The 14,486-nt window shown below is 68.6% G+C and carries 12 protein-coding genes; 7 read left to right on the top strand and 5 right to left on the bottom strand.

The window, feature by feature from the left end; genetic code table 11:
* Positions 1 to 816 carry a SirB1 family protein gene (locus tag BSP_RS03165; protein WP_054764431.1) on the top strand — a complete coding sequence of 272 codons (816 nt, stop codon included), beginning with the start codon at positions 1 to 3 and terminating at the stop codon, positions 814 to 816.
* Here the strand turns inward: BSP_RS03165 and BSP_RS03160 are convergent.
* Positions 813 to 2,066 (bottom strand): UbiH/UbiF/VisC/COQ6 family ubiquinone biosynthesis hydroxylase, encoded by a 1,254-nt coding sequence (locus BSP_RS03160; protein WP_152949272.1) that lies wholly within the window; start codon positions 2,064 to 2,066, stop codon positions 813 to 815. The genes BSP_RS03165 and BSP_RS03160 overlap by 4 nt on opposite strands.
* A 133-nt stretch (positions 2,067 to 2,199) precedes the next feature.
* Between BSP_RS03160 and BSP_RS03155 the strand changes: the two genes are divergently transcribed.
* The 4 genes from BSP_RS03155 to BSP_RS03140 all read left to right on the top strand — a co-directional run bounded on the left by BSP_RS03155 (position 2,200) and on the right by BSP_RS03140 (position 9,424).
* On the top strand, positions 2,200 to 4,635 hold the full coding sequence (locus BSP_RS03155; protein ID WP_054764429.1) for a DNA translocase FtsK: 2,436 nt from the start codon (positions 2,200 to 2,202) through the stop codon (positions 4,633 to 4,635).
* Between the two features lie 187 nt (positions 4,636 to 4,822).
* Entirely contained in the window at positions 4,823 to 5,521 is a 699-nt protein-coding gene (locus BSP_RS03150; protein WP_082382575.1) for an outer membrane lipoprotein carrier protein LolA, read from the top strand.
* 256 nt (positions 5,522 to 5,777) lie between these two features.
* A complete protein-coding gene (locus BSP_RS03145; RefSeq protein ID WP_152949271.1) occupies positions 5,778 to 6,575 on the top strand; it encodes an exodeoxyribonuclease III in 798 nt (265 codons plus the stop codon).
* 116 nt (positions 6,576 to 6,691) lie between these two features.
* Positions 6,692 to 9,424: a TonB-dependent receptor gene (locus BSP_RS03140; RefSeq protein WP_152949270.1), complete on the top strand. Its 2,733-nt coding sequence runs from the start codon at positions 6,692 to 6,694 to the stop codon at positions 9,422 to 9,424.
* A gap of 86 nt (positions 9,425 to 9,510) precedes the next feature.
* Here the strand turns inward: BSP_RS03140 and BSP_RS03135 are convergent, their stop codons facing one another.
* Positions 9,511 to 10,995: a PLP-dependent aminotransferase family protein gene (locus tag BSP_RS03135; RefSeq protein WP_152949269.1), complete on the bottom strand. Its 1,485-nt coding sequence runs from the start codon at positions 10,993 to 10,995 to the stop codon at positions 9,511 to 9,513.
* Between the two features lie 60 nt (positions 10,996 to 11,055).
* Here BSP_RS03135 and BSP_RS03130 point away from each other — a divergent pair, with 60 nt between their 5' ends.
* The gene (locus BSP_RS03130; RefSeq protein ID WP_152949268.1) at positions 11,056 to 11,691 is read left to right on the top strand and encodes a YitT family protein; all 636 of its coding nucleotides are present in this window, start codon (positions 11,056 to 11,058) and stop codon (positions 11,689 to 11,691) included.
* Positions 11,692 to 11,712: 21 nt separating this feature from the next.
* Here BSP_RS03130 and BSP_RS03125 read toward each other — a convergent pair whose 3' ends face one another.
* Complete coding sequence (locus tag BSP_RS03125) at positions 11,713 to 12,399, bottom strand: response regulator transcription factor (RefSeq protein ID WP_054764424.1); 687 nt, start codon at positions 12,397 to 12,399, stop codon at positions 11,713 to 11,715.
* A gap of 62 nt (positions 12,400 to 12,461) precedes the next feature.
* A complete protein-coding gene (locus BSP_RS03120) occupies positions 12,462 to 13,202 on the bottom strand; it encodes a YggS family pyridoxal phosphate-dependent enzyme (protein ID WP_152949267.1) in 741 nt (246 codons plus the stop codon).
* On the opposite strand from BSP_RS03120, the gene BSP_RS03115 reads away from it, so the two are divergent.
* Positions 13,201 to 13,857 carry a thiamine phosphate synthase gene (locus BSP_RS03115; protein ID WP_152949266.1) on the top strand — a complete coding sequence of 219 codons (657 nt, stop codon included), beginning with the start codon at positions 13,201 to 13,203 and terminating at the stop codon, positions 13,855 to 13,857. The genes BSP_RS03120 and BSP_RS03115 overlap by 2 nt on opposite strands.
* Here BSP_RS03115 and BSP_RS03110 read toward each other — a convergent pair.
* Positions 13,847 to 14,239, bottom strand: coding sequence for an NtrZ family periplasmic regulatory protein (locus tag BSP_RS03110; RefSeq protein WP_152949265.1), 393 nt, complete (start codon positions 14,237 to 14,239; stop codon positions 13,847 to 13,849). The two genes, BSP_RS03115 and BSP_RS03110, sit on opposite strands and share 11 nt — an antisense overlap.
* Between the last annotated feature and the right edge of the window lie 247 nt (positions 14,240 to 14,486).

The following is a 14,486-nucleotide window of genomic DNA, read 5'->3' as shown; positions in this document are numbered from 1 at the left end:
ATGACCCGGGAAGAGGCCGAGGCCATCCTGACGTCGGCCGGTGACGGCGGCGACGAGGGCTTCCCCCTGCTGGAGGCGGCGATCGCCTGCGCCATCCACGATCATCCCTTCCGTGACCCCCAACCCGTCCGCACCCTGGCCCGCAGCGCCTGCGAAAGGCTGAAGGAGCGGCTCGGGGGCGAAAGCCCGGAAGAGGCCCTGTCGGAAACCATGGCCGCCGACCTGCGTCTGAACGGCGACCTGCTCCATTACGACCATCCCGCCAACACGGATCTGATCGAGGTGGCCGAGCGCCGCCGCGGCCTATCCGCCGCCCTGGCGGTCTTCTATCTCCACGCCGCCCGTGCGGCGGGGCTGAAGGCGGCGGGGGTGGACTTCCCCGGCCATTTCCTGGTCCGGGTCGAGACGGCCGAGGGTCCGGTGGCGCTCGATCCCTTCAGCCAGGGTCGGCTGGTCCTGCCCAGCGAACTGACCCGGCGGGCGCTTCGGGCCGGTCTGACGCCGCACGTCGCCGACCGGCTGGACCTGTTGATGGCCCCGGTCAGCGATCGTCAGGCCTTGATCCGGCTGCAGAACCTGCTGTTCAGCCGCGCCATCCGCAGCCACGACTATGAGGCGGCCGAACGCTCGGCCCTGCGCCGGGCCCTGCTGGACCCGGAAGACCACCGGCCCTGGCTGGACGTCGCCGCCGCCCGCGAGAAACAGGGCGCGCTGACCGGTTCACTGGAGGCCCTGTCGCGGGCTCGCGGCCTGGACGGCGTCGAAGAAGCGCGTCGATCGACGACCTTCGAGCGCGTTCGAATGCGGTTGAACTAGACCGGTTCGCCGCGCAGCAGCCGCGGCAGGTCGCCGGTCGCCCCGCCCGCCTCCTGCATGAAGGCCCGGCGCAGCGGCCCGATCCGGTTCACCGCCGCCATGCCCAGATCCCGCATCAGCCGGACCGGGCCGATGTCGTTGGAGAACAGCCGCACGAAGGCGTCGAAACCTGCCGCCAGGGCGGCGTTGTCGAACCGGCGCCAGCGGGCGTAACACTCCAGAACCGTCTCGGCCCCCAGATCCTCGCCCAGTCGCGCGGCCTCGGCAAGAACCTCGGCTAAGGCGGCGGCGTCCTTCAGCCCCATGTTCAGACCCTGGCCCGCCACCGGATGCACTCCGTGGGCGGCGTCGCCGATCAGGGCGAGACGCGGCGCGACCAGTTTTTCGGCCAGGCTGAGCGACAGCGGATAGACGAAGCGCGGCCCCTCGACCGAAATCCCGTCCAGAAAGGCCCCGAACCGCCGCATCAGATGCGACTGGAAGGCCGCGTCCGAGGCGTCGCGCAGGGCCTCGGCCCGCCGGGTCGTCTCGGTCCAGACCAGGCTGGCCCGCTGGTCCGTCAGGGGCAGGATGGCGAAGGGGCCGCTGGGCAGGAAATATTCGTGGGCGACATTGCCGTGGTCGCGGCCCAGCCGGACCGTGGCCACCACCCCGCTCTGGCCATAGGCCCAGCCGACCGTCTCGATCCCGGCGGCGCGGCGCACGGTCGAGCCGCGCCCTTCCGCCCCCACCACCAGGGCGGCGGTCAGGATCGAGCCGTCGGCCAGGGTCACGGTCGCCTTGCCCGCATCCCGCTCGACCGAGACGACCGAGGCCGGCGCCCGCACCTCGATCCCCGCCGCCGTCACCGCCTCGGCCAGGGCCGCCCGGATCCGCCGGTTCTCGACCATATAGCCCAGGGGCTCGCCCCCGGTCCGCCCGCCGATCTCCTCGGCGTCGAAGCGCAGGAAGGCCGGCGAGGGCGACTTGCTGGCCGCGCCCGGCCGACGGCCGTCCGTGACGAGAATGTGATCCATCCGGCAGGCGTGCGGCCGCAGGGTCTCGCCCAGGCCCAGGGCGTCCAACATTCGGAAGGTCGAAAAGGCGATCGCGGTCGAACGCCCGTCGAAGCTGGGCGCCAGCTGGGCGCTGAACGGCTGGGGATCGACCAGCACCACCTTCAGCCCGCCCTGCGCCGCCGCCAGGGCGAAACTCGCCCCGGCCAGGCCCGCGCCGGCGATGATGATGTCGTAGCGTTCGGTCTCTGCCATGGCAGGCTTGTCGCGCCGCACGCTCAAAAGGTCCAGAGGACGGTTTGTCTCCGGCGCCTGGTAAATGAGCCCTTAACCCTGGGGATGCGACAAGGCGGGTCGAACGTCAGCCGCCCGGAAGGTCTCGCCTTTCATGTCCACCGCCCTCGCCGTCGGCCGCCAGGCCTGGATCAGCGCCCGCATCCTTTGGGAGGCGCCCTTTGTCGTGCGTTTCCGGGGTGTGCTTCAGGCCCTGCTGGCGACCCTGCTGCTGATCGCCCTGATCTCCTGGAATCCGGCGGACGCCAGTCTGAACGCCGCCTCCAGCCTGCCGACCACCAACTGGCTGGGGGCGAACGGCGCCCTGTTTGCGGACCTGTTCATGCAGTCCCTGGGCCTGGCCGCCTGGCCCGCCGCCCTGCTGGCGATCGCCTTCGGCCTGGCCCGCGCCATCGGCGACGCCATCCAGCAACGTCTGAAACCCAGCCCGATCAAGGCCCTGTCGGCCACGGCCGGAACCCTGCTGTTGTCCGGGGCCCTCGCGGCCCTGGCCGCCCCCGCCGCCTGGCCCTTAGCCGCCGGCCTGGGCGGTCTGTGGGGCGACGCCTTCACCGGCCTGACCGCCCAGGGCCTGGCCGCCCTGAGGATTCCCGGCGGGCGGATCATCGCCGGATTGCTGTTCCTGGGCGGCGGCCTGTGGCTGACGGGCTTCGCCATCGGCTTGCGCGCCATGGACTTCATCGACGCCCTGCACTGGGGCCGCTCGCTGCGCGCCCCCGCCGCGCCCCCGCCTGCCGTCGCTGCCAAAAAGCCGCGCGCCCCCGCACGCGAAAAGGCGGCGCCCAAGCCCGAGGTTCGCACGCCCGCCCCCGCCCCGGACGCCGCCGTCGCGCCGGATCAGGACGCCGACGGTCCCCAGACGGCCTATGACGACCTGCCGCCCTGGGAGGAGGAGCCCGCCCCCGCCGCCCGCGCCGCGCCGCGAGCGGTCGAACCCCGCGTCGCCGCGGTCAAGGCGCCCAAGCCGCGCAAGGAAGACGTCGACCAGCAGGCCTTCGTCTTCGACCGTCCCGAAGGCGCCTTCGACCTGCCGCCGCTGGGCATCCTCACCAAGCCCGCCCAGCGCGTCGGTTCGGTGGATGAGGACTCCCTGAAGCAGAACGCCAAGATGCTGGAAGGCGTGCTGCAGGAATTCGGCGTGCGCGGCGTGATCGACCAGATCCGCCCCGGCCCCGTGGTCACCCTGTACGAGCTGGTCCCCGCCCCCGGCGTGAAACACGGCCGCGTGGTCGCCCTGGCCGACGACATCGCCCGCTCCATGTCCGCCCGCGCCTGCCGGATTTCGGTGGTTCAGGGCAGGAACGCCATCGGCATCGAACTGCCCAACGCCAAGCGCGAGACCGTCTATCTGCGCGACCTTCTGTCCAGCGCCGAATACGACAAGAAGGGCCACCTGCTGCCTCTGGCGCTGGGCGAGACCATCGGCGGCGAGCCCTATGTCGCCGACCTGGCCCGCATGCCCCACCTCTTGATCGCCGGCACCACCGGCTCGGGCAAGTCGGTCGGGGTCAACGCCATGATCCTGTCGATCCTGTATCGTCACAGCCCGGCCGAGTGCCGCTTCATCATGATCGACCCCAAGATGCTGGAACTGTCGGTCTATGACGGCATCCCGCACCTGCTGGCCCCCGTCGTCACCGATCCGAAGAAGGCGGTCGTCGCCCTGAAATGGACGGTGCGCGAGATGGAGGACCGCTATCGCCGCATGTCCAAACTGGGCGTGCGAAACGTCGCCAGCTACAACGAGCGCGCCCGCGAAGCTCAAGCCAAGGGCGAACATTTCGAGCGCACGGTCCAGACCGGCTTCGACGACCAGGGCCGCCCCGTCTACGAATCCGAGAAGATCCGCCCCGAACCCATGCCCTATCTGGTGGTGGTCATGGACGAGATGGCCGACCTGATGCTGGTCGCCGGCAAGGATGTGGAAGGCGCCGTCCAGCGCCTGGCCCAGATGGCCCGCGCCGCCGGCATCCACCTGATCATGGCGACCCAACGCCCGTCGGTCGACGTCATCACCGGCACCATCAAGGCCAACTTCCCGACCCGGATCTCCTTCCAGGTCACCTCCAAGATCGACAGCCGGACCATCCTGGGCGAACAGGGCGGCGAACAGCTGCTGGGCCAGGGCGACATGCTCTATATGGCCGGCGGCGGCCGCATCACCCGCCTGCACGGCCCCTTCGTCGACGACAAGGAGGTCGAGGACGTCTGCAAACACCTGAAGGCCCAGGCCGAGCCCGACTATCTGGACCTGATCACCGACGAACCGGACGGCGACGGGGACGGCGGCTTCGACGAGGGCGGAAACGGCGGCCCAAATGGGAGCGGGGGCGACGATCTGTACGACCGGGCCGTCGCCGTCGTGACCCGCGACCGCAAGGCCTCGACCTCCTACGTCCAGCGTCGTCTGCAGATCGGCTACAACCGCGCCGCCTCCCTGATCGAACGAATGGAGCAGGAAGGCGTGGTCAGCCCCGCCAACCACGCCGGCAAGCGCGATGTCCTGGCCGGCCCGCCGCCGATGGTGTGAGCCAAGCCGAGGAACGGCTGCGCCTTCCAGCCGTTGTCTGACCCGCCGTCGCGTCCAAGCTTCAGCATTTCGATGAACAGGGCTTCATCGGAGCGCCGGAATATGGTCAGGCTCGCGTCATTCCGACGCCAAGCCGATCGGGCAAGACGGCGGCATCGCTGACCATCCCGAACGGGAGACTGACTTCATGACCACCACCGCCGTCGCCGAGAGCCTCGCCGCCCAGATCGGCGCCGCCGTCGATTCCCAACGCCGCGCCCTGCTGCTGGGCGCCGGACTTGTGACGGGCTTGGCCGCCCTGGGGATGTTCGACGCGGCCCAGGCCCAATCCAATCTATCGGCCGAGGATCGGGCGGTGGTTCAAAGGGCCCAGACCTATCTCCAAGGCTTGACCTCGGCCCAGGGCACGTTCGTCGAGACGGGTCCGGGCGGACAGCGCCGCGAGGGCCGCTTCTATCTGCAGCGCCCCGGCAAGATGCGGTTCGAATACACCAATCCGGCCGGTCTGCTGGTCGTGTCGGACGGCTACAACGTCAAACGCTATGATCCGCGGCTGAACAATTTCCAGCAGGTGCCGCTGGGACGGACGCCCCTTTCGACCTTCCTTGCGCGCAATGTGCGGCTGGACCAGGGCGTCCGGATCGACCGCGTCACGCGGATGCAGTCCGGCGCCTTCGCCATCACCGCCCGCGACGCCAATCGGCCCAACGACGGCCAGGTGGTTCTGGCCTTCGCCGGTGATCCGATCCGCCTGCACGAATGGACCATTTCCGACGCCCAGGGATCGCGGACCCGCACTCAGCTGACCTCGCTTCAGCCTGCCTCCGGCTTGGCGGCCAGCCTGTTCCAACTGCGAGACCCTACCCGCCGACCCGGTCGGAACTAGCGCCTGTAAGAGCGGAAGTCGCGAATCACCGGTATCCGTCCGTTGCCGGAGAATCACGGCCAAGCGAGAAATGTGACAATTTGACCTTTTCCTTCGGTCGTGACATCTAGAACACAGAGCGGCGGCGGCCGCTCTACCGCCCGGATGCATCCCCCTCCCCGGCGGCGAGAGAGACGAAACTGGATCGGCCCGGCCCGCAGAGGCCGGGCCTTTTTTCTGGGTGGTTCTTCCGGAGCGCGGCCTGTTAAAGCGAAGCATGACCCTTCGCCTCGCCACCTGGAACATCAACTCCGTCCGCCTGCGCATCGATCAGGTCGCCCGGTTCGTCGCCGAACGGGCTCCCGACGTTCTGATGCTGCAAGAGATCAAATGCACGACGGATCAGTTCCCGCGCGCCGCCTTCGAAGAGATGGGCCTGCCTCATATGCGTGTCGCCGGCCAGAAGGGTTGGCACGGGGTGGCGATCGCCAGCCGCCTGCCGCTTGAGGACAGCGAGACCTTCCAGGTCTGCAAACTGGGCCACGCCCGTTGCGTCTCGGCCCGGGTCGCCGGGATCGACGTTCAGAACTTCTACATTCCCGCCGGCGGCGACGTGCCCGACCGGACGCTGAACCCCAAGTTCGATCACAAGCTCGACTTCTACGAACAGCTGACCGAGATCGTCGCCCGACAGGATCGGTCTCGCCCCCTGGTCATGGCCGGCGATTTCAACATCGCACCGGGCGAGGGCGACGTGTGGAACCACCGCTACATGTCCAAGATCGTCAGCCACACGCCGATCGAGGTGGAGGTGCTGAACCGACTTCAGGCCACAGGCGGCTTCGCCGACGTGCTGCGCGACCGTTTCCCCGAACCGCAGAAGCTGGCCAGCTGGTGGAGTTATCGAGCCGCCGACTTCCGCAAGTCGAACCGCGGCCTGCGCCTGGATCATATCTGGACCTCGCCCGGCCTGACCCCGGCCGTCATCAAGGACACGGCCCGGATTCATGATGACGTCCGCGAGTGGGACCGGCCGTCCGACCATGCGCCGGTGACGGTCGATTTGTCCGTCTGACCCCGACAACTGTCCCACAAGCGTCGCACAAGCTTAGCCTTTCAGGCGCATAGCTTTAGGCAGCCTGTCATTGACCCGCACTAAGGAGCCCGCGCCGCCCATGGGGGCGCGGCCTCATTAATCGGATTTCCAATGACCATTTCAGGTTCGTCCACTCGGCGCGCCCTTCTCGGCGTTTCCTGCAGCCTCGCCGCGCTCTGCGCCGGCGGTTCGGCCTGGGCCCAGTCCGAGACCGCTACCGGCCCAGCCACCTTGCAAGAGATCGTCGTGACCGGCGCCCGGCGCGCCCAGACGGTTCTGGTCGAGGAACGCCAGGCGACCGGCGTCGTGGACGCCGTCGCCGTCGGCGACGTCAGCCTGAACCCCAAACCACCATCGCCGACCTGGCCAAGCGCCTGCCCGGCGTGTCGGTCAGTCAGGACCAGGGCCGCAACCAGTCGGCCACCGGCGAAGCCCAATACGTCGCCATCCGCGGCTTCGACACCAGCTTCAACGCCTATACGCTGGACGGCCTGCGCCTGCCCCAGACGGCCGGCGGCCGCTCGATCTCGCTGAACCTGTTCAGCCCCTTCGCCATCCAGACCATCGGCATCGAAAAGACGCCGGATGCGACGCTCGACGCCGACGCCATCGCCGGTATCGTCAATCTGGTCACGCCGACCGCCTTCGACTTCGGTGACCAGATGCTGCGCCTGCGCGCCGTCGGCCAGATGGCCGAACTGGCCCAGGATCGCGGTCAGGACAGCCTGGGCGGCGCAGTCGGCGTGGACATGGCGCGTCGCTTCGCCGACGGTCGCCTGGGCGTCTATGCTTCCGCCTATTACGAGCAGAAGGACAGCGCCGCCGAAAGCGTCGCTGTTCAGAACGACTACAAGACTTCCAGGGCCAATGTCGGCTCGGCCCGCGAGAATGAGAACGCCCTGTCGGCGGACGGTCTTCAGTGGAACTTCTTCAACTCCACGGTGGAACGCTACGGCGCCACGGCCTCTCTGGACTATCGCACCCAGCCCTTGGACCTGTTCGCCCGGGTCAACTATGCGACCTACACCAACACCAATACGATGAACCAGACGGGGCTTCGCAGCGAGCGGACCTCGGGCCAGACCAATCCCAATCCGGGCGGCGCCAACTACAACGCCGCCGGCGACTACACGCCCTACGGCATCAATCCGGCCAACTATTTCCGCGTCGAGGACGTCGAACAGGAGCTGCTGTCGGTCCAGACGGGGGGCAAGCTGCGCTTCGGCGACTTCACCGCCTCGCTGGAAGCCGCCTATGCCGACGGCCGTCTGGACTCGCCCAATACGATCGAGGCCGCCTGGCGAGGCGTCGCCTATAACGGCGCGACGGGCAATACCGGCGCCTCGACCGAAGGGCTGAAGCTGGACCTGTCGGACCCTCGCTGGCCCATGCCGGTGCTGTCGGCCGGCGCGACCGCCTATGTCGCCAGCCAGGACCGTCCCAGCCAGATCTATGTCCAGCAGGGCTACGGCTATCTGTCGGAGGTGAAGAAGACGGTGAAGGGCGACCTGACCTGGGCCGGTTCCGGCGTGCTCGCCAGCGCCTCGGTCGGCGGCTTGTACGAGACGGCCGATCAGGACGGCCGCAGCCTGGCCCCGGACGACACCCGCTACCGTTTCCGCACGTCCTTGCAGGCTGGAACCGTGGACGGCCCGTCGATCGGCGCGACGCCCGGCCGCCTGATCACCGACTTCATGGACCACGGCACGGTGCGCCCGGTGAAGCTGGTCGATCGCCGCTTCGTCGAAAACGAACGCGATCTGTACGGCTCGACCGTGGTGGTTTCGCAAGAGAAGCTGAACCAGGGCCTGTCGGACAGCCGGGAAGACCGGACGGCCGCCTTCGCCGCCGCCACCCTGAAACTGGCCGGCGGCGCCCTGGAGATCACGCCGGGGGTCCGCTACGAGGACAACCACTTCGAAGCCCGCTTCTTCGTGAAGGACGCCGACGGCGCCCGTTTCGCGACCGCAGATCGGGATTACGACCATGTCGATCCCAGCGTCATCGCCGCCTGGCGTCCCAGCGACGCCCTGGTGGTGCGGGCGGCCGCGCGTTCCAGCTACAGCCGGCCCGCGGGCAGCCAGCTGGCGGGTCCGACCACCGTCAGCCGCGACCCCGTCACCAACGCCGTCATCAGCATCAGCCAGCCCAACCCCGATCTGAAACCGGTTGAGGGCTGGAGCTATGACCTGGGTCTGGAATGGTACGCCGTCGGCTCCAACCTGCAACTGGCCGTCTACCACAAGGATCTGGACAATATCGTCGTGCCGACCGCCCTGCGGACGGGCACGAGCAAGACCAGCGATGGCGTCATCCTGATCAAGCCGTTCAACGGCCTGGGCGGCTCCGCCACCGGGATCGAAATGGGCGGTCGTTATGTCCTGCCGGTCGACGGCTGGATGGACGGCTTGTCGCTGGGCGGGAACCTGACCTATCAGCAGACGGAGGCCGAATACCGCCTCTCCTCGACCGACATCCGCAAGAGCGACCTGCCCCAGGCGCCCGAGCTGATGTACAATCTGGAGGCCGGCTATGAGCATGGGTCGCTGCGGGCCAGCCTCTGGTACAACTACACCGGTCGTCGCCTGGACACGGTTCAGGACAGCCAGCCCGACATCTACATCCAGCCGTCCAAGGAGCTGAACCTGGGCGTGGCCTTGACCCTGGCGCCGGGACTGGAAGTGGGGGCTGCGGTCCGCAACCTGACCGACGAACCGACCCGCTGGTCGACCGTCGGGGCGGGCGAACGCTATGTCTCGCCCGACCGCAAGGGCGGCTATCTGGAAACCGGTCGGATCTTCCAGGTCAGCGTCAACGCCACCTTCTGATCCTACGACCCAGTCGATTGACGCTCAGGAGGGCGGCGGAGCAAATCCGCCGCCCTCTATCGTTTCCGGATAGGCGAACCGCGCCTTCAATAGACGGCGACGCGACGGGGCGGGGGCGCGGAAACCGGCCGTGTCTTGCGCTCCAGCGCCTCGGCCGCCTGAGCCAATCGCTCGACCGCCACGTCCAAAACAGGCTCCGGCAGAGTGTAGGGCAGCCGCAGCCGATGTTCGAAGGCGCCGTCCACGCCGAAGCGCGGACCGGACGCCAATCTCAAGCCGCGCTCGGCCGCCTGGACCACCAGGGCCGAGCTGATCGGCGCCGGCAGTTGCGCCCAGACGGAAAGGCCGCCCGCCGGCCGGGGACAGGCCCACAGCGGCAGCCGTTCCGCCAGCCGCATCCGCAGATGGTCGCGTCGCGCTCGCAGCAGAGGCCGTCGCGCCGCCAGGCCGGCGCCGCCGTCGCCCAGCAGTTCGACCGCCGCCAGCTGCTCCAGGATCGGCGCGCCCAGATCGAAACTGGCGCGGCTTTGGGCGAGCCGCTGGATCACCGCCCGGTCCGCGCGAATCCACCCGATGCGCAACCCGCCCCAGACGCTCTTGGACAGGGAGCCCAGGCGCACGACACGCGGCGCATCGACCGCCGAGGCCGTCAGGGCGGGCGGGCCGCTGAGGGTCAGCTCCACCAGGGTCTCATCCAGCACCAGCAGGGTCTCGCACCCTTTCAGCCCCGCCAGAAGCCGCAGCCGATCCGCCGCCCGCATCATCCGCCCGGTGGGATTGTGATGGTCGAGGACCAGATAGGCCAGGGGCGCGCCACTGGTCCGACAGGCGGCGATCAGACCCTCCACATCCCACCCCTCAGTCCCCGCTCCCGCCCCGGCGTCGTCCGGCAGGGCGACCGGCGTGGGACGCGCGCCGGCCGCGAGAATGGCGTCCAGCGCCTGCGGATAGGTGGGATGGTCGAAGACGACCGGCTGACCCGGCCTGACCATCAGCCGCAGCAGATGAACCAGTCCATTGTGAGCCCCGTGGGTGATCAGGATCTGGGCGGGCGAGGTCGGCAAGCCGCGCCGCCGATAGGCGGCCGCCACCGCCTCGCGCAGGGCCTCAACCCCCGAGGCCTCATAGCCGTGGCCCGGCAAACGGGTCGGCAGCCGCTCCAAAGCCCGGACATAGGCGGCGTGAACGCTGGGATCGGCCGGCAGGACGGCGGCGGTCAGGTCGAGGACCTCGTCCGCGCGGGAAGAGGTTCTGGCTTCAGTAAGGCCGCGCGAGCCGCCCGTCGGCGCCTCACCCGGCAGGCTGGTCCGCGCCGAGGCGCCGCGTCCCCCTGTAAGAAACCCGTCATCCCGCAGTCGTCCATAGGCGGCCGATACGGTCGTACGGCTCAAACCCAGCGCCTGCGCCGCTTCGCGCTCGCCCGGCAGTCGCGCCGCCAGAGGAAGCCGTCCGTCCAGGATCAAAAGTCTGACCGCTCCGGCCAACTGACGGTAGGCCGGGCCAGCGCCTGGCGCGCGCCAAGCGCCCAGGTGGCGGATCAGAGAGGCTGTACCGATAGTACGCGAGGACATGGGGCCAGAATGGCAGAACTGGACCTTTTTTCCAAAGCCAGTTCGGGTGAAGTACCTGTTATGACCCGCCGCCTGATCCAACTCTTCCTGGGCCTGAGCCTTTACGGCCTGTCCATCGCCCTGATCGTCAGGGCGGATCTGGGTCTCGACCCTTGGGACGTCCTGAGCCAGGGCGTTTTCGAACGATTCGCCGAAGCGGCCGGTCTCGGCTTCGGCATGGTGGTCAATCTGATCGGTATGGCCGTGCTGCTGCTGTGGATTCCGCTGCGCCAGAAGCCGGGAATAGGCACGATCGCCAATGTTCTGGTCATCGGCTCGGTCGCCGGCCTGGCGCTGAGATACATTCCGGCGGACCCGGTCCTACCGGTTCGGAGCCTGTTCCTGGCGACGGGGATCGTGCTGAATGGCGTGGCGAGCGGCGCCTATATCGGGGCGGGCCTGGGTCCAGGACCGCGCGACGGCCTGATGACAGGTCTGGTCGCCCGCACCGGCTGGCCGATCAAGGTCGTGCGGACCGCCATCGAACTGACTGTCGTCGTCGCCGGCTGGGCCCTGGGCGGCTCGGTCGGGGTCGGGACGATCCTCTACGCCCTCGCCATCGGCCCGCTGGTCCAGATCTTCCTTCCGGTATTCACGGTGGGAAAGGAGGAAGGGCGAAAAACGCTTCCTGACAGAGAACCGGCGCGCCCAGTGTAGCGACGCCTTTTTCGGAACCCCTCAGGGCTGCAGCCGATAACCGCCCGCGTCGGTCAGCAGAAGCCTGGCCTGGCCCGGCTCTGGCTCGATCTTCTGGCGCAGGCGATAGATGTGGGTTTCCAGGGTGTGGGTGGTGACGCCGGCGTTATAGCCCCAGACCTCGGTCAGCAGCTCCTCGCGCGACACGGGCTTGGCGCCGGCGCGGTAGAGATACTTCAGGATGTTCGTTTCTTTTTCCGTCAGCCGCACCTTCTTGCCCTTGGCGTCCATCAGAACCTTGGCGGCGGGCCGGAACTCATAGGGGCCGATGGAGAAGACGGCGTCTTCCGACTGTTCGTGGCTGCGCAGATGGGCGCGGATGCGAGCCAGCAGGACCGCGAACCGGAAGGGCTTGGTGACATAGTCGTTGGCGCCTGCGTCGAGGCCCAGGATGGCGTCGGCGTCGGCGGACTGGGCGGTCAGCATGATGACCGGGGTGGAGACCCCGTCCTTGCGCAGCAGGCGGCAGGCCTCGCGGCCGTCCATATCGGGCAGGTCGACGTCCAGCAGGATCAGGTCTGCACGGATCTCGCGCCCCATACGGACGCCGTCCGCTGCGGTCGAGGCCTGCTGGGTCTTGAACTCTTCGTGCAGATTCAACTGCTCGGCCAAGGCCTCGCGCAGGTCGTCGTCGTCATCGATGATCAGGATGGTCTTGGGCGTGGGCATGGACAGACAATGGCGAGGCTTGGCCCCCGCGCCAAGGCTTGGGGGTGCGAATTCACGTCGAGTTACGGCCTAGAGACTGTTTCGGATGGTTTTCGTTCCCCGAACAACGCCGTTCCCACCCGGACATGGGTGGCGCCGCAGCGGATCGCCGTCTCGTAATCGCCGCTCATCCCCATGGACAGGACCGACAGGCCATTGTCCTCGGCCAGCCGCGCCAGAAGCCGGAAATGGGGTTCAGGCGGCTCATCGGCGGGCGGAATACACATCAACCCCTCGACCGTAAGCCCATAGGTCTTCTGCGCCGTCGCGATCAGAGCCTCGGCGGCGTCGGGCAGGACGCCGGCCTTCTGCGGCTCCGCCCCCGTATTGACCTGGATCAGCAGACGCGGCGATCGGCCCCGTTTCGCCGCAGCCTCGGCAAGGGTGCGCGCCAGCTTCTCCCGGTCCAGGGTCTCGATGACGTCGAACAGGGCCACGGCGTCTTCGGTCTTGTTGGTCTGGAGCGGCCCGATCAGACGCAGCTCCAGTTCCACTCCGCCGGGGCGGCCGTACAGGCCCTCGGCCCAACGTCCCTGGGCCTCCTGCACTCGGTTTTCGCCGAACACCCTCTGGCCCGCCGCCCTCATGGCCGCGATGGCCTCCGGCGGCTGGGTCTTGGAGACGGCGGTCAGAACGACGGTTTCGGGATCGCGCCCGACGGCACGGCAGGCCTCTGCGATACGGGCGCGGACGACGGCCAGCCTGTCGGAGATTGCGGCGGCATCGGTGGACGGAGACGCCGAAGCGGGAGAAGAAGAGGTCATGATCCTGCCGGCCGGTTACAGCGACGATGCGCGCATGCTCTGGGATGCGGCCACCGCTCTAAACCGCGCCGCCGCCTCTGTCAGCCCGGCGGCGGCGCGTCTGCCGCCGCTGCTGTTCTTCACCGACCCGGCGCGCACCCCCCGCCCCTGGGAGACGGCGGCCCGCCTGCCGCCGGGATCGGCCGTGGTCTATCGCGCCTTCGGCGCCGATCAGGCGGTCGAGATCGGCCGTCGCCTGCGCGCCGTGACGCATGAGGCCGGGGTTGAACTTCTGGTCGGAAAGGACGCCGATCTTGCCGACGCCGTATCGGCCGACGGCCTGCATCTGCCGGAGAGAGACGCTGATCGCGCCGCCGATGTGCGAAGACGGCGCCCGGACTGGCGGCTGACGGCGGCCTGGCACGGGGCCGAACCGCCGGCTTCAAGCGTGGAGGCTCTGATCCTGTCGCCGGTCTTTCCGGCTGGAGGCGCGTCGGCGACCAAGCCGGCCCTGGGGGCGCCGGCGTTCAAAACCCTGGTCCAACGCGCCGGGGTTCCGGTTTACGCCCTGGGTGGATTGCGTCCGGACCGGGTTGCGCTGCTGACGGGATCGGGCGCCTGCGGCCTGGCGGCGGTGGAGACGATCCAGTCCGCCTTCGGCGGCGTCAGAACTTAAAGATTGTTTCCAGACGGACGCGGGGCTGGGTGCGGGCGCTGGTTTCCGGCGCTCGGGCAGGATCAGCCTCCGGCGAGGCCACAGCCGCAGCGGCGCCGACGCGCAGACGGTCGTTGAGCCGGTAATAGGCGCCGGCTTCGACGTCTCCCCAGTCCGTCTCGCGGCCCACAGGCTGGTTCAGATTGAAATCCAGTGCCCAGCGTCCGCTGTCGTTCAGACGCAGGCCGCGACGCTGCTGCGCGGGGGCGTGGCGCTGAGCCGACTGGGCTTCCGACAGGGACAGGCTCGAACTGCGTGACGCTGCGCTCTGGGCAAGCACAGGCGTGGCGGCAAGCACAGCCGTCGCCGCAACCAGTCCAGCCGAGAAACCGCCGAAACGCATTCCAAACCCTTCAAACGCCGCCGACGGCGACGCCTTCAACCCTGCCCCGGCGTCCTCGGCCGTGAACGCCGCGATTAGACACCGGGCGCGCTTCCGGTCAACGCAACGTTGGCGCCGGGGCGGGGTTCCTCCGCATTGTTGCACCGCGATGTGGCTCAAGCGTCACGAGATTCTGGCCAAAACCGTTGTCTCCTCGGCCGCGAGACCGCTCCCGCGACGTCTCACGGCCGAGTTCGCCTTGTCATCG

The organism is Brevundimonas sp. Bb-A, from assembly GCF_009394735.1.
GTDB lineage: Bacteria > Pseudomonadota > Alphaproteobacteria > Caulobacterales > Caulobacteraceae > Brevundimonas > Brevundimonas aurantiaca.
The sequence above is the reverse complement of the archived record's forward strand: the minus strand, read 5'-3'. Positions and strand labels throughout refer to the sequence as shown.

Excerpts from the sequence above, each read along its gene's own strand:
- BSP_RS03150 (WP_082382575.1), top strand. The coding sequence starts at position 4,823 with ATGACCACCACCGCCGTCGCCGAGAGCCTCGCCGCCCAGATCGGCGCC.
- BSP_RS03160 (WP_152949272.1), bottom strand. The coding sequence starts at position 2,066 with ATGGCAGAGACCGAACGCTACGACATCATCATCGCCGGCGCGGGCCTG.
- BSP_RS03145 (WP_152949271.1), top strand. The coding sequence starts at position 5,778 with ATGACCCTTCGCCTCGCCACCTGGAACATCAACTCCGTCCGCCTGCGC.
- BSP_RS03135 (WP_152949269.1), bottom strand. The coding sequence starts at position 10,995 with ATGTCCTCGCGTACTATCGGTACAGCCTCTCTGATCCGCCACCTGGGC.
- BSP_RS03120 (WP_152949267.1), bottom strand. The coding sequence starts at position 13,202 with ATGACCTCTTCTTCTCCCGCTTCGGCGTCTCCGTCCACCGATGCCGCC.
- BSP_RS03130 (WP_152949268.1), top strand. The coding sequence starts at position 11,056 with ATGACCCGCCGCCTGATCCAACTCTTCCTGGGCCTGAGCCTTTACGGC.
- BSP_RS03165 (WP_054764431.1), top strand. The coding sequence starts at position 1 with ATGACCCGGGAAGAGGCCGAGGCCATCCTGACGTCGGCCGGTGACGGC.
- BSP_RS03125 (WP_054764424.1), bottom strand. The coding sequence starts at position 12,399 with ATGCCCACGCCCAAGACCATCCTGATCATCGATGACGACGACGACCTG.
- BSP_RS03155 (WP_054764429.1), top strand. The coding sequence starts at position 2,200 with ATGTCCACCGCCCTCGCCGTCGGCCGCCAGGCCTGGATCAGCGCCCGC.
- BSP_RS03115 (WP_152949266.1), top strand. The coding sequence starts at position 13,201 with ATGATCCTGCCGGCCGGTTACAGCGACGATGCGCGCATGCTCTGGGAT.
- BSP_RS03110 (WP_152949265.1), bottom strand. The coding sequence starts at position 14,239 with ATGCGTTTCGGCGGTTTCTCGGCTGGACTGGTTGCGGCGACGGCTGTG.